The organism is Polynucleobacter sp. MWH-Adler-W8, from assembly GCF_001889925.1.
Classification (GTDB): domain Bacteria; phylum Pseudomonadota; class Gammaproteobacteria; order Burkholderiales; family Burkholderiaceae; genus Polynucleobacter.
This window is the reverse complement of the sequence record NZ_LZFI01000002.1, coordinates 278,033-293,313: the sequence shown is the minus strand read 5'-3', so window position 1 is coordinate 293,313 and position 15,281 is coordinate 278,033. Positions and strand designations below refer to the sequence as shown.

13 protein-coding genes are annotated in these 15,281 nt (G+C 44.7%); 10 read left to right on the top strand and 3 right to left on the bottom strand.

The window, feature by feature from the left end:
* Positions 1 to 5: 5 nt before the first annotated feature.
* Complete coding sequence (locus tag AOC28_RS02300) at positions 6 to 458, top strand: DUF4442 domain-containing protein (RefSeq protein WP_072582361.1); 453 nt, start codon at positions 6 to 8, stop codon at positions 456 to 458.
* Between the two features lie 33 nt (positions 459 to 491).
* On the opposite strand, the gene AOC28_RS02295 is transcribed toward AOC28_RS02300, so the two are convergent.
* From AOC28_RS02295 to AOC28_RS02285, 3 genes are all read right to left on the bottom strand, one after another.
* Positions 492 to 1,229 (bottom strand): lysophospholipid acyltransferase family protein, encoded by a 738-nt coding sequence (locus AOC28_RS02295; RefSeq protein WP_072582360.1) that lies wholly within the window; start codon positions 1,227 to 1,229, stop codon positions 492 to 494.
* 79 nt (positions 1,230 to 1,308) lie between these two features.
* The gene (locus tag AOC28_RS02290; protein WP_072582359.1) at positions 1,309 to 2,985 is read right to left on the bottom strand and encodes a long-chain-fatty-acid--CoA ligase; all 1,677 of its coding nucleotides are present in this window, start codon (positions 2,983 to 2,985) and stop codon (positions 1,309 to 1,311) included.
* Positions 2,986 to 3,124: 139 nt separating this feature from the next.
* Entirely contained in the window at positions 3,125 to 3,862 is a 738-nt protein-coding gene (locus tag AOC28_RS02285) for an outer membrane beta-barrel protein (protein WP_072582358.1), read from the bottom strand.
* Between the two features lie 249 nt (positions 3,863 to 4,111).
* Between AOC28_RS02285 and AOC28_RS02280 the strand changes: the two genes are divergently transcribed.
* From AOC28_RS02280 to AOC28_RS02240, 9 genes are read left to right on the top strand one after another with little or no spacing between them, the layout of a single operon-like run.
* Positions 4,112 to 4,744 (top strand): TetR/AcrR family transcriptional regulator, encoded by a 633-nt coding sequence (locus tag AOC28_RS02280; protein ID WP_072582357.1) that lies wholly within the window; start codon positions 4,112 to 4,114, stop codon positions 4,742 to 4,744.
* A gap of 45 nt (positions 4,745 to 4,789) precedes the next feature.
* Complete coding sequence (locus tag AOC28_RS02275) at positions 4,790 to 6,577, top strand: acyl-CoA dehydrogenase C-terminal domain-containing protein (protein WP_072582356.1); 1,788 nt, start codon at positions 4,790 to 4,792, stop codon at positions 6,575 to 6,577.
* A 10-nt stretch (positions 6,578 to 6,587) separates the two neighbouring features.
* Positions 6,588 to 9,029: a 3-hydroxyacyl-CoA dehydrogenase/enoyl-CoA hydratase family protein gene (locus tag AOC28_RS02270; RefSeq protein WP_072582355.1), complete on the top strand. Its 2,442-nt coding sequence runs from the start codon at positions 6,588 to 6,590 to the stop codon at positions 9,027 to 9,029.
* A 17-nt stretch (positions 9,030 to 9,046) separates the two neighbouring features.
* Positions 9,047 to 10,243 carry an acetyl-CoA C-acyltransferase gene (locus tag AOC28_RS02265; RefSeq protein ID WP_072582354.1) on the top strand — a complete coding sequence of 399 codons (1,197 nt, stop codon included), beginning with the start codon at positions 9,047 to 9,049 and terminating at the stop codon, positions 10,241 to 10,243.
* Between the two features lie 30 nt (positions 10,244 to 10,273).
* Positions 10,274 to 10,729, top strand: coding sequence for a DUF2147 domain-containing protein (locus AOC28_RS02260; protein ID WP_072582353.1), 456 nt, complete (start codon positions 10,274 to 10,276; stop codon positions 10,727 to 10,729).
* 20 nt (positions 10,730 to 10,749) lie between these two features.
* A complete protein-coding gene (locus AOC28_RS02255) occupies positions 10,750 to 11,730 on the top strand; it encodes a nitronate monooxygenase family protein (RefSeq protein ID WP_072582352.1) in 981 nt (326 codons plus the stop codon).
* Between the two features lie 5 nt (positions 11,731 to 11,735).
* Positions 11,736 to 12,500 carry an enoyl-CoA hydratase gene (locus AOC28_RS02250; protein ID WP_072582351.1) on the top strand — a complete coding sequence of 255 codons (765 nt, stop codon included), beginning with the start codon at positions 11,736 to 11,738 and terminating at the stop codon, positions 12,498 to 12,500.
* 59 nt (positions 12,501 to 12,559) lie between these two features.
* On the top strand, positions 12,560 to 13,012 hold the full coding sequence (locus tag AOC28_RS02245; protein WP_072582350.1) for a (2Fe-2S)-binding protein: 453 nt from the start codon (positions 12,560 to 12,562) through the stop codon (positions 13,010 to 13,012).
* Positions 13,009 to 15,267 carry a molybdopterin cofactor-binding domain-containing protein gene (locus tag AOC28_RS02240; RefSeq protein WP_072582349.1) on the top strand — a complete coding sequence of 753 codons (2,259 nt, stop codon included), beginning with the start codon at positions 13,009 to 13,011 and terminating at the stop codon, positions 15,265 to 15,267. The genes AOC28_RS02245 and AOC28_RS02240 overlap by 4 nt, the downstream gene beginning before the upstream one ends.
* Positions 15,268 to 15,281: the final 14 nt, after the last annotated feature.

Genomic DNA, 15,281 nt, shown 5'->3' with positions numbered 1-15,281 from the left:
CAACAATGAACGCTAATCTCTTGCGCAGGGGCATGAATCTATGGCCCCCATTTCTGGGTGCTGGCATTACAGTTGAGCATATTGCCAAAGACTTTCGTCATGCCAAGGTACGTCTCAAGCATGGTCTATTGAACCGCAATATTGTGGGCGTACATTTTGGTGGTAGCCTCTTTGCAATGACTGACCCCTTCTTCATGATGATGGTGTCTCAGAATCTAGGTAAGGGTTATATTATTTGGGATCAGGCGGCCAAGATTGAATTCCTCAAGCCGGGCAAAGGAAAAGTTCATGCTAGTTTTGAAATTACTCAAGACCAATTAGATGAAATTGTTACTGCCGCAGAGCCTGGAGATAAGGTCTTAAGGGACTTTGTAGTCGACGTAAAAGATCAAGAAGATGATGTGGTGGCGCGCATCACCAAGACTTTGTACATACGAAAGAAGATGAAGAAAAGCTAAGGTACATTGTTAGCCTTTCTATTAGTCGCTTAGTTAATTTGTATAAGCGGGCGCATCAATAACACGCATCTCGCCTTCAATCCAAGTCTCTACCTCAAGCTGCAGCTGCTCTTCGGTTTTTCCCGCTACTGAGATCACCGGTCCAATAGAAAGCGTAATCACTCCAGGATGCTTTACGAAGGTATTTCTAGGCCATATCGCAGCAGAGTTCTGCGCCACCGGAAGAATGTCTGTTTGCGTGCTGATGGCAAGGCGCGCACCGCCTTTTCTGTAAGGCTTAAATGATCCACGTGGGGTTCGAGTACCTTCTGGATAGATGGCAATCCATTTTCCTTCTGATAAAACTATTTTGCCCTGCTCGTTAACTGCTTCACGAGCTTTCTCACGATCACCCCGATTGATATGGATCATTTTTAATGAGGCCAAAGCCCAGCCAAAAAAAGGCACGAACAATAATTCTCTTTTGAATACAAAGCAAAGCTGTCTTGGAAAGAAAGCTGGGTAGATAAAGGTTTCCCATGCAGATTGATGCTTGCCCAAAATAATTAATGACTTATTAGGATCTCGGGGGATATTCTCAAAGCCCTTTATCTTTAGATCTATTCCACAGAAAAATAAGAGTGCTTTTTGGGTTAAACGGCACCAAAATACGCCCATCTGGTAACGCGTGCTTGGACTTGTAAAGGGAATGACCAGAATAATTGCGCTAGCAACAATGATGACGGTTGTGAAACCAAATAAATAGAATAGAAAGGAGCGCAGCCAAAGCATCACGATAGTATTTTTACTAATAAAGCGCTAAAAAACTTATTCTAAATGATTAGCCTTGGGCGATGACCCTTGGTAATACTCATAAATCCCTTAATTCACGTCTTAGGATTTTTCCAACATTGGTTTTTGGCAAATCAGCACGGAAAACAATGTGCTTTGGGCGCTTATAGTTGGTAAGGTTTTCTTTGCAGAATGCCAAGATAGCTTCTTCTGTTAGGGACTGATCTTGCTTTACAACGAAAGCTTTGACAGCCTCACCAGAGTCTTCATCGGGCACACCAATGACTGCACACTCCAAGACGCCAGGAATCAAAGACAGGACTTCTTCCACCTCATTTGGATAAACGTTAAATCCAGAGACCAGGACCATATCTTTTTTGCGATCCACTATCTTGGTGAGACCGTCAGCGTTCATAATGCCAATATCGCCTGATTTAAAGAAGCCATCAGATGTCATGACATTCTTAGTTTCTTCAGGCTTATTCCAGTACCCAGCCATTACCTGAGGTCCCCGGATACAAATCTCACCAGCAGTACCAAAAGGTACCTCAATACCGTCGTCACCCAGGATTACAACTTCAGTGCTTGGAACAGGAAAGCCAATATAGCCAGTAAAGCTTTCGATTAAAGCAGAGTTAACGCAAGCAACTGGTGAGGTTTCTGAAAGGCCATATCCTTCGGCAATAGGAGCGCCAGTCATTTCTTGCCAATGATCTGCAACTACCTTTTGCATTGCCATGCCACCACCAATAGTTGCCAAAATATTAGGAAACTTAACAGAGGCGAATTCAGGTTTATGCATCAGTGCATTAAAGAGAGTATTAACACCAGGGAAAATATTGATATTTGGATGCTTCTTCAATAGCTTGATGAATCCATCGAAATCACGTGGATTAGGAACCAAAACTAACAGACCACCTTTGCGCATACCCAATACTGAACAGGCTGTTAAGGCAAAGATGTGATACATAGGTAGCGCACATAAGAAAACCAATTGATCTACATTCTTACGCTTTAATCCCGGCTCAAGCCATAACTCTGTCTGGATGACATTAGAAAGAATATTGCTATGCAAAAGAATGGCGCCTTTAGATAAACCTGTAGTGCCCCCTGTGTATTGCAAAAAGGCAATGTCACTTAAAGAAGTATTAGGTTTATTCCAGTGATGGCGACTGCCCTCGCCTAGTGCCGCTAAGAAAGTAATGTGACCAGGCAAGTCCCAGGCGGGTACGAGTTTTTTAACATTACGGACTACAAAGTTGACTACCGCACCTTTGAGTCCAATCATTTCACCCAGTGAAGTAACGATGGTCTTTTTCAATGGCACGTCAGCAGCGATGTGCTGATAAACATGTGCAAAGTTTTCTAAGATGACTAGAGCTGATGCGCCACTATCTTTAAGTTGATATTCCAACTCACGGGCGGTATAGAGCGGATTAACATTGACCACTACGTACCCCGCACGAAGGATACCGATCATCGCAATCTGAAATTGCAATACGTTAGGCAACATAATTGCAACACGAGCGCCAGGTTCTAAACCCAGGTTTTGCAAGTAAGAGGCAAAGTGCTTGGAGTGCTGATCAAGCTCTCGATACGTTAAGAACTTATCGAGATACTCACAGGCACGTCTATTTGGATAACGTTCAAAAGCTTCCTCGAACATATCTAGCAAAGAGTTATAGCCAGAGATATCGACATCATGAGGTACACCCTCAGGATAGTGTTTCAACCAAGGTTTTGAGGGATTAACCATGAGTTACTTTCAGTCTTGATCTAGTTTTACTTATAGTCAGATTGTTAAATCTGTATGACTCATTCTAATCACAGGAACAACAAATCTAAAGAAAAAGCCCTCTGCGATGAGAGGGCTTTGACTTGATAAATTACAACAATTAGAAGCGATAACCAACGCCTACGAGCAATTCTGCTCCATTTGCGCTAATAGAATTACTGAGAGTAACGCCACTTCCTGAGACGGATGCTGTTTTTTGACCGTAAGAAGCGTACTTCACTTCGCCGAGCATATACAGAGATTGGGTAATCATTTGCTTGTATCCGAGTCCAACAACATAACCTGTGAGGTTAACTGTGTTGTACGGAATATCTGGGCTAGATAAACCAACAGTTGCGCCTGTGTAACCCAACATCATGTATGCCAGTTTATCCTTATCAATCGCATAGCCAGGATTGACGGTAATCGAATATACATTCTTAAATTGATATGTTGCATTTGTAGAGCCCAGTTTTGCACCGCTATATGGGCCTAGAGAAGCATTTACAGGAGCGGTAACATTAAGCGTTCCTGTTGCGGTTGAGCTTGCGCCTGGGTCGTAAGAAAGACCAAGACCTACTATCCATTTGTCATTAATTCCGTAGTTATAACCAGCAGCAATATTGGCTACACCAGTATTTAAGTTATTCAAATTGGTTGCATTTGTGTTTGCAGTAACTGGGAATCCTGAAACTGTAGCAGTGCCATTTTGAATGCTAGGGGTAATTGTGCCGTAACCCACGCCAACTTGGCCATAAAAGCCTTCCCATGCGTTAGTCTTTGATGACTGCGCCATGGCTGAACCCGCAGCAATGCTAGTAACTGCAAAAGCGATTGCGCTGATCTGTAATTTCTTCATTTGTCTTCCTTTAAATTTCAATTGAATATTTATGACTACTTACCACTTGGTCAACTTTAAAGAATTTTGTATAAATTTATAGCTCGGGTTTTCCCTTTATTTATTTTGCAGCGCAACAATCTTATTAGCCCTGCAGATAGGAAACTTTGTTTTAAGGCTCTAAATCATGGTTTCAAGATTGAATTAATGATGTAATATAAACGAACGATCGTATTATTTTTACAACATTGCAAGGTCAAAATACATCCCATGAATCAAGTAAGGGTTAATTTAAAGGCTACAGACGAGCCAACCAAAGGGTCGGCAACTAAGACTTTGATCCTGAATGCAGCCTTAGAGATTTCTAGCAAATCAGGCCTGGAAGGCTTGACCATTGGGAATCTAGCTGAATCTGTAAAGATGAGTAAAAGTGGCGTTTTTGCACACTTTGGCTCCCGCGAAGAGCTGCAGGTTGAAGTTGTTCGTGCATACCATCAAAAATTTCAGGAAGTCGTATTCGCCCCTGCACTCTTAAAACCTAAGGGCCTGCCCAGGCTGAATCAAATGATTAGCTCTTGGCTCAAAATGAGTAGTGGTGGTGATACCTCTAGCTGTTTCTTTATTTCTGGAGCCGCTGAATTTGACGACTGTCCCGGCATTGTTCGAGATGAGCTACTTCGTAGCGTTGAAGTATGGCGCTCCGCTTTGCTAAGAGCCATTAAAGAAGCAATTTCTGAGGGGCATCTAAAAAAATCAGTTGATGCCCAAGCGCTACTGTTTAGGCTTTACAGCATTGCACTAGGCGTTCACCATGATTCTCGTTTTCTAGAAAATCCAAAATGCCTAGCAATTGCAAATAAGCTGATTAAAGAAATTTTTGCAGCAAATCAAGTAACTCAATAATTCTTAATAAGTACCTCTTAAATCCCATCAAAGAAGATAAAGAATATGCCTCAATACAATCCACCCCTCCGCGATATTCAATTCGTTATTCATGAAATGCTTGATGCTGGCAAAGAGTTTGCTTCTCTGCCTGCATACCAGGATGTTGATAAAGACACCATGAATCAGATCATTGAAGAGGCCGGCAAATTTGCTAGTGAGATCGCCTTCCCTTTGAATCAAATTGGCGATCAAGAAGGTTGTACGCGACATGAGGATGGGTCAGTTACGACCCCTGCTGGCTTTAAGCAGGCTTATGAGCAGTATGTTGCTGGCGGATGGCCCGCTTTATCATGCGATCCCGCATATGGTGGCCAAGGATTGCCCCAATTACTTAATACCGTTCTGTATGAGACTTTAAATTCTGCCAATCAATCTTGGACGATGTATCCCGGCCTATCACATGGTGCATATGAGTGCTTACATGCCCACGGCACTGAAGAACAGAAAAAAACTTACCTAGAAAAATTGGTATCCGGTCAGTGGACTGGAACCATGTGCTTAACTGAACCACATTGCGGTACTGACCTTGGCTTGCTGAAGACTAAAGCTGAACCTCAAGCCGATGGCACTTACTCAATTACTGGCACAAAGATTTTTATCTCTAGCGGTGATCATGATTTAGCTGAGAATATTGTTCATCTTGTTTTGGCACGTCTTCCAGACTCTCCAATCGGAAGCAAAGGTATCTCTTTATTTGCAGTGCCTAAATTTCAGGTTGGTGTCGATGGTTCAATTAGTAAATCCAATGCCGTGTCTTGTGGCTCTCTAGAGCATAAGATGGGTATTCATGGGAATGCCACTTGCGTTATGAACTTTGATGGCGCTATTGGCACCCTCGTAGGCGAGCCCCACAAAGGCCTTAACGCAATGTTTGTGATGATGAATGCAGCGCGTTTGGGTGTTGGTATGCAAAGTCTTGGCTTAACTGAGGTAGCGTATCAAAACTCCGCCGCCTATGCAAAAGAGCGTTTGCAGATGCGTAGCTTGACTGGCGCTAAAGCTCCAGAGAAAGCGGCTGATCCGATCATTGTTCATCCCGATGTACGGCGCATGCTCTTAACTCAGAGAGCTTATGCAGAAGCAGGTAGGGCTTTTTCTTACTGGGTAGCTCTGATGATTGATAAAGAACTCAATCATCCTGATGAAAAGGTTCGCAAAGAAACAGGTGAAATGGTTGCCTTACTCACCCCGATCATCAAGGCCTTTTTAACTGATAACGCTTTTACTGCTACAAATGAAGGTATGCAGGTATTTGGTGGTCATGGCTATATTGCTGAATGGGGTATGGAGCAATATGTTCGTGATGCTCGTATCAATATGATTTATGAGGGCACCAACACCATTCAATCCCTTGATCTCTTGGGTAGAAAAGTTCTTGGAGATATGGGCAAGAAGCTCACCAAGTTTGGCAAGATCATCGAACAGTTCATCGAAGATGAAGGTGTTCGCAAGGAAATGCAGGAGTTTATCGATCCGCTTTCTGATATCGCTGTCAAGGTGGAAAAGCTCACCAAAGAGATTGGTATGAAGGCGATGATGAACCATGAAGAAGTGGGCGCTGCTGCCGTACCTTACTTACGTGTTGTGGGTCACTTGATTTATTCCTACCTCTTTGCGCGGATGGCAAAAATTGCTTTAGCCAATAAGGCTAGCAAAGATCCTTTTTATGAAGCGAAATTGGCTACTGCCCGCTTCTACTTTGACAAACTCCTTCCTGAGACAGCCATGCTGATCCGTCAAGCACGTGCTGGCTCTAAATCGTTAATGGCTATGCCTGCTGATTTTTTCTGAGAGACTAAATATGAGTGATAACAAGATTATTAAGAAAGTAGCCATCCTAGGTGCTGGTGTAATGGGTGCTCAGATTGCTGCGCAGTGCATTAACGTCGGTCTCCCGGTTGTTCTATTTGACTTGCCAAGCAAATCGGATGATGGCAAACCTGTTAACAAGAATGCAATTGCCATGAAAGCGATCGAGAACCTGAAGAAACTGAAACCTGCTCCACTGGGTTTATCTTCAGAAGCCAATTTAATCACTCCTGCAAATTATGAGGACGACTTAGGCCTCCTTGCAGATTGTGACCTCATTATTGAAGCTATTGCTGAGCGTTTAGATTGGAAGCACGCCCTCTATGAGAAGGTAGCTCCACATATTCCGGCGCATGCTCTGTTTGCTACCAATACCTCAGGCCTTCCTATTGGTGAGCTTGCCAAAGGCTTTTCTGGTGATCTGAAGAAGCGCTTCTGTGGTGTGCACTTTTTCAATCCACCTAGATATATGCACTTACTGGAACTTATCCCAGCAGCGGATACCGATCCTGCCGTATTGGATGCTCTAGAAACCTTTATGACTTCCACGATGGGTAAAGGGGTTGTGCGTGCTAAAGATACGCCGAACTTTATCGGTAACCGTGTAGGTGTTTTCTCGATCCTGGCCGTTTTTGCAGAGGCGCAAAAGTTTGGTCTGGGCTTTGATGAAGTTGATGCCATTACCGGTAGCAAACTTGGACGCGCTAAGTCAGCAACCTTCAGAACCAGCGATGTCGTTGGCTTAGATACTATGGCTCATGTCATTAAGACTATGGAAAATGCATTACAAGGCGATTCCTTCTCTGCCTTGTTTAAAACGCCTGAAGTTGTTAGTCAACTCATTGCAAAAGGTGCGCTGGGACAGAAAACCAAAGCAGGCTTTTATCGCAAGGATGGGAAGAATGTTCTTGTATTGGATGCTGCCACCGGCGAATACAAGCCCTCTACCGCAACGATTGAACCGCTGATTGAACGCATTCTGAAAAAACCTATTGCAGAACGCCTTGGATTACTGCGCGAGACCGACGAACCACAAGCTCAGTTCTTATGGGCTATCTATCGAGACATCTTCCACTACTGCGCTATTCATCTTGGTGAGATTGCGCAATCTGCTCGAGAAATCGATTTTGCAATGCGTTGGGGTTATGGCTGGAATTTAGGTCCGTTTGAGGATTGGCAAGCCGCTGGATTAACACAAGTAGCTAATTGGATTAAAGAAGATATCGATGCTGGCAAAACATTAAGCAAAGAACCTTTGCCCGCATGGATCTTTAGTGGGCCAGTTGCGGATAAGCAAGCTTTCCATACACCTGAAGGTTCATGGTCTGCATCTGAGAATAAATACATCCCCCGCTCTACTTTGCCGGTGTATCAAAAGCAAGTATTTAGAGCGCCACTGTTAGGAGATGGTTCTCCAGACCCTAAAACAGCGGGCACCACTGTTTTTGAAAACACGGACTTCCGAGCTTGGGTCGATGCCAATCAGCCAGAGGTCTTAATTGCCTCATTCCGCTCGAAGATGAATACCTTTAGTCCAGACGTATTAAGTGGTCTACAAAAAGCGGTTGAGATCGCAGAGGCAAATTATGCGGGATTGGTAATCTGGCAGCCTACATCATTGCAGCTAGGCACACCTGGAGGACCTTTTTCTGCAGGCGCCAACTTGGAGGCTGCGATGCCAATGGTTATGAAAGGCGGCCCTGCTGGAGTAGAGCCGTTCGTCAAAGAGTTTCAAGACACGATGATGAAAATCAAATACTCCCAAGTGCCTGTAGTTTCAGCGGTCTCTGGCATTGCTTTAGGGGGTGGTTGTGAACTGGTTCTTCAATCTGCACGCAGGGTTGCCGCTATAGAGAGCTATATCGGCTTAGTGGAAGTTGGTGTTGGCCTATTGCCTGCTGGTGGCGGACTAAAAGAAGCGGCTATTAGGGCTGCTCAGGGTGTCGCGCTTGCTGGTAATACCAATTATTTAGATTTCACCAAAGCGTCTTTTGAAAATGCTGCGATGGCTAAAGTTTCTTCATCGGCCCAAGAGGCAATGAAGATGGCTTACCTGCAAAAGGGTGACATTATTGTTGCTAACGTCTATGAGTTACTAGCTCAAGCACAAAATCAAGTAAAGGCAATGCGCTACTCAGGATATAGACCACCTATCCCAACTTTAATTCCCGTTGGCGGCCGTTCTGTTGCTGCCACTGTAATGGGTCAGGTAGTCAATATGCGTGACGGTGGATTTATCTCTGAACATGATGCGCATATTGCCAAGAAAATTATCGAAATTATTACTGGTGGTGACGTTGATGCAGGAACACTAGTTAGCGAAGAGTGGCTATTAAAACTAGAACGTCAGGCCTTTGTGGATTTAATTGGACACCCTAAATCTATGGAACGAATTATGGGCATTCTCCAAACTGGCAAACCCGTTAGAAACTAATTGATCGAGATATCACTATGAAAAATATCCAAGACGCTTATATCGTTGCAGCTACTCGCAGTGCTGTTGGCAGATCTGGGCGAGGCGCATTAAAAAATACTCGGCCAGATGATTTGCTTGGCAATGCCTTGCAACATATTCTGACGCAAGTCCCTACCCTAGATCCCAAAGCCATTGAGGATGCCATTATTGGGTGCGCAATGCCAGAAGGTCAACAAGGTCTGAATGTGGCTCGTATAGGCTTGCTCCTCGGTGGCCTGCCAAATACTATAGGTGGCATTACCGTAAACCGCTTCTGCTCCTCCGGATTAAATGCTATCGCTATGGCAGCTGACCGCATTCGGGTTGGTGAAGCGGATGTGATGATTGCTGGTGGCGTTGAGTCTATGAGCATGGTACCGATGGGCGGCAATTCGCCATCAATGTCGCCAGAAATCTTTATGGGCGATGAAAATATTGGTATCGCTTACGGCATGGGCTTAACTGCTGAGAAGGTTGCACAACAATGGAAGATCAGCCGTGAAGATCAAGATGCTTTTGCATTCCATTCACATCAAAAGGCTATGGCCGCACAAGCCGCCGGTGAATTTAACTCTGAAATCTTTCCAGTCAAGGTGGCTTATCGCTCCATGAATCTAGACAAGGGTCAAGTAGATGTGCAATGGCGCGAGTTTTTGAAAGATGAGGGTCCGCGAGTTGATACTTCACTTGAGGGATTAGCAAAACTGAAGTCTCCATTTGCCGCGAGAGGTAGCGTTACCGCTGGTAACAGCTCACAAACCTCTGATGGTGTTGGTGCACTTATTCTAGCTAGTGAAAAAGCAATTAAGACCTTTGGCCTCACCCCTTTGGCGCGCTTTGTTAGCTTTGCCGTGAAAGGTGTTCCACCTGAAATCATGGGCATTGGTCCTAAGGAAGCAATTCCAGCCGCCTTAAAACTTGCAGGGCTCAATTTGCAGGATTTAGATTGGATCGAATTGAACGAAGCGTTTGCAGCCCAGTCATTAGCGGTCATTAGAGATCTTGGCTTAGATCAAAGCAAAGTCAATCCTTTAGGCAGTGCCATTGCTCTTGGACATCCTTTAGGTGCAACTGGTGCCATCCGTGCTGCTACAGCGATTCATGCCCTGCAGAGACATAATCTTAAGCACGCCATGGTGACGATGTGCGTTGGTACCGGTATGGGCGCTGCAGGAATCTTTGAGCGCTGTTAATTAGACTTATTTAAATCAGGGGACTTCAGAATGTTAAAGAAGCAATTTATCCTATCAGCCTGCGTACTTGGTCTGATTGCTGGCAATGCGCATGCTCAAGCTACCGACCCAGCTATTGGAGTTTGGAAGACGATTGATGACAAAACCAATGAGCCCTCTTCTTTAATCAAGATCGATGAAGTAAATGGAAAACTGGAAGGCACTATTATCAAAACCTTTCCAAAGCCGAATGAAAAGCCTTTGGTGTATTGCACGCTATGTAAAGATGATCGTAAGGATAAGCCCATCCTTGGGATGAAAATCATGACCGACCTAAGACGAGACAAGCCGGGTGTTTGGATAGATGGAAAAATTCTGGATCCTGAAGAAGGTGAAATCTATCGCGTCAAAATTGCGACTGAAGATGGCAAGAAAATGGATGTGCGTGGCTATATTGGTGTTCCATTATTAGGTCGTACCCAAGTTTGGTACAAAGCTGAGCAGTAATCTAAAGATCACTTAAAAATATGAGCAATCAACCTCTTCCAGAAGTTCTTCGTAAACATTTGGCGGATGGTAATTTACCCGTCATTGCAGCGCCTCTATTCATTATCAGCAATCCTAAATTGGTAATTGCCCAATGCAAAGCGGGAGTGATTGGCTCTATGCCCGCACTTAATGCGAGGCCGGCTGAGCAGTTTGAAGAATGGTTGATTGAAATTACAACTGCATTGGATCTATACAACAAAGAACATCCTGAAAAGCCTGCCGCACCCTTTGCCATCAATCAAATTGTGCACAAGAGCAATGATCGCCTTGAACATGATATGGCTCTGTGCGTCAAATACAAAGTACCCATCATCATTACCTCGTTAGGTGCTCGTGAAGAAATTAATACTGCCGCACATAGTTATGGCGGAATCGTATTGCATGACATTATCAATAATGCCTTTGCTAAAAAGGCGATAGAAAAAGGTGCTGATGGCTTAATTGCTGTTGCAGCTGGCGCTGGTGGACATGCTGGCATTAAAAGCCCATTTGCATTGATTCAGGAGATTCGGGAGTGGTTTAAAGGCCCGCTAGTTTTAAGTGGATCCATTGCTACTGGTGGCGCTGTTTTAGCTGCTCAGGCAATGGGCGCTGACTATGCTTATATTGGTTCAGCATTCATCGCTACCGAGGAAGCTCGTGCCAGTGATGCGTATAAGCAAGCGGTGGTTGATTGCAATTCAGACGATATTGTCTTGAGCAACCTATTTACTGGCGTATCTGGCAACTATTTAGCGCCATCTATACGCAATGCCGGCTTGGACCCAGACAATCTCCCCGAAAGCGATCCAAGCAAGATGAACTTTGGTGGCGCAGCTCAGAAAGCCTGGAAGGATATTTGGGGTTGCGGTCAAGGTATTGGCGCCGTGAAAGCGGTTACACCTACAGCGCAATTTGTAGGTCGCTTAAAGGCTGAATATGATCAAACTAAAGCGAATTTGCTTAAAGGTACAGCATAGACGACATGATTAATCATCATCTATCGGATGGCATCCTCAAGATACTACTGAATCGTCCTGAGAAAAAAAATGCATTCACCAATGCCATGTATAGTGAGCTTACGCAGATATTGTCTGATGGCGACCAAAATCCCGAAGTAAAAGTGATGTTGATATCTGGGGCTGGCAATGCCTTTTCTGCCGGAAATGATATTGCTGATTTCATGCAATCCCCCATTACTCATAAAGATGCCCCGCCCATTAACCTATTGAAAGTGCTGGCAGGATTAACTAAGCCGTTAATCGCTGCGGTTGATGGTGTTGCCGTTGGTATAGGGGCGACATTACTGTTTCATTGTGATTTGGTATACGCTCAAAAGGATGCACGCTTTATTTTTCCATTTGTTTCGCTAGGATTGGTTCCAGAAGGCGCCATCTCTTTATTACTTCCACGCCTCGTTGGTCATCAAAGAGCGTCAGAAATATTGCTTTTTGGCGAACCCATGAGCGCTGACGATGCACAGCAAATTGGATTTGCAAACAAGGTAATTACAGAGCCATCCGCTTTGCCTTATGCAGAGCTGCAAGCTCAAAAACTTACCTCCCTCTCCTTCGGGTCTGTTTTACGCACTAAGTCACTATTGAAAGATGGCGCTCTGAAGACTGCAGTACTCAATCAAATTGATATTGAGGGCAAACTCTTCATTGATAGGCTTCATAGTCCTGCAGCGAAAGAGGCTCTGACCGCCTTTTTAGAAAAGCGCGCTCCTAATTTTGATGGGCTGGATTAGTAATGGTTTTTAGTTTTTGAGAATGTAGCATTCCTAGATCTATCAATTCGGGAGAAAATATGCAATTAACCATTAACGATAAATCAGTTGAGCTGACGGTAGATCCTAGCATGCCCCTACTGTGGGTTATTCGCGATGTTTTGAATATGACTGGAACGAAATATGGCTGCGGCATAGCCGCTTGCGGAGCTTGTACTGTTCTCGTTAATGGTCGAGCTACGCGTTCCTGCGTAACCCCGGTGGAAAGTGTCTCTGGCGCAAAAATTACCACTATTGAATATTTAGGCACCCCAGAAAAGCCCCACCCTCTTCAAGCTGCTTGGATTCAAGAACAAGTTCCACAATGTGGCTATTGTCAAAGTGGCATGCTATTAGCCGCTGTAGATTTATTGGCACGCAAACCTAAGCCAACCGATGCTGATATCGATGAAGCGATGTCCAATATTTGCCGTTGCGGTACGTATCAAAGAGTCAAGGCTGCCATACATACCGCAGCAAAGGAGCGAGCATGAAGCGCCGGACGATGATCCTCAGCACACTTGGTGTTGCAGGTGCGCTCATTGTGGGATGGGGCGTCCTCCCAGCCAGATCACGACTTGGAAGTCCTGATAATTTCTTGACTGGAGATGGGGCTATTTCTCTGAATGGCTGGATTCAGATTGCACCCGATGGTAGCGTGGGTCTGGCTATGAATAAAAGTGAAATGGGACAAGGTATTTTTAATGCCCTGATGATGCTTGTAGCAGAAGAGTTAAACGCCCCAATGGCCAGCATTTATCTTCACCAAGCTGCTTATGACGGCATTTATGGCAACGTAGCACTTTTTATGGGAGCCCTGCCGCTGCATCCCGTCGTCAATGACGGTGAAAAACCTTTCATTATGAAAAGTAGTGAGTGGCTTGTTGGCAAAGTTGCTCGTGAATTAGGTATCAATGCTACTGGCGGCTCTACTTCAGTAGCGGATTCGTGGCTCAATTTACGTTATGCTGCAGCTACAGCAAAAGCCAGCCTACTGATGGCTGCATCCAAGCAATGGAATGTACCCGCCAAAGATTTACAGGTAATAAATGGAAAAATTATTAGCCCTGGTGGCAAATCAGCTCACTTTGGAGACTTTGCTAAAGAGGCTGCAGCTCTCACGCCATATGAAGTGACGTTAAAAGATCGCAAAAACTGGGAGGTAATTGGCAGGAGTGCGAAACGTGTGGACATCCCATCAAAGACAGATGGTTCAGCAATATTTGGCATAGATATCAGACTGCCAAACATGCTTTATGCAACCATCGTTCAAGCGCCGATGATGGGTGGAAGTGTGAGGGAGCTAGACACAAACCAAAATGTACCAGGATTGATAAGTATCGTTCCACTCAAGAGCCATGCAGGATCAGCCAATGGTTTTGCCGTTGTTGGCAAAACAACCTGGGACGCGATGCAAGGATCTAAACAAGTCAAAGTACAGTGGGCCGAGAGAAAAAATGGCGCCATTAATACCGATCAAATATTGAAAACACTCCACGAAAATATAAAAACGGATAGTGGTTTTACTTTCTATAAAACAGGCGACACAAATGAGGCTGAGAAAAAAGCCAACAACATTATCGAAGCTAGCTACTCTGTCCCCTACTTGGCACATGCAACTCTTGAGCCAATGAATTGCACTGTCCAGGTTAAAGATGGGCAAGTGGATGTATGGGTCCCGACTCAAATTCCAGGACTAGCGAGAGCAATGGCTGCAAAAATCGCCAATGTTCCTGTTGAGAAGGTAAATGTTCATGTGACTTTATTGGGCGGTGGATTTGGACGACGCCTAGAGCTTGATTTTGTCTCCCAAGCCGTACAAGTTGCCATGGTTACAGACGGTAAACCAGTTCAGCTAACTTGGTCACGAGAACAAGATATGGCTAACGACTTTTATCGACCAATGCAAGCCACGCAGCTCAAAGCAGCCCTCAATGAAAAAGGTCAGGTGCAAAGCTTGCGCATCATCTCTGCTGGTGACGCCATTACCCCTCGATGGATGGAACGTGTTTCCATTCCATTGGCTGGCCCAATTGATGCCCCAGATAAAACAGCATCAGAAGGACTGTTTGACTTTCCGTATGCCTTTACTAATCAACATATATCCCATATACCAACCCATATGGGTGTACCAATTGGTTATTGGCGTTCCGTTGGTCATTCTCAAAATGCCTTCTTCCTAGAAAGTTTCATGGATGAATTGGCGTATGCTACTAAACAAGATCCACTAGCCTTTAGAGAATCCTTGCTTACAGCTGCGCCGCGCTATTTAGCGGTCTTACAGCTGGCTGCCAAAAAAGCGAATTGGGGCGGCCCTCTTCCAAGTGGTCACGCTAGAGGAATTGCACTGCATGAATCCTTTGGCTCGATTGTGGCGGAAGTTGTTGAAGCATCAATTCAGAATGGAAAACCTCAGGTCCACAGGGTAGTTTGCGCAATTGACTGTGGCACAGTAATCAATCCCAATACGGTTGCCCAGCAAATACAAAGCTCAGTCAATTTTGGATTAACAGCAGCTTTGTACGGCAAGATAGATATCAAAGATGGCGTGGTTCAGCAAACAAATTTTAATAACTATCCAATATTGAGCATGTCAGAGTCACCCCAGGTAGAGACTTGGATCGTGCCGAGCACTAGGGCACCAGCAGGCGTGGGTGAACCAGGGGTCCCTCCTGTTGCACCAGCCTTAAGTAATGCCTTATTTGCATTGACTGGCAATCGCATCCGAAAGCTACCTTTATTAGCCTAGTTTTCAAAATGAAA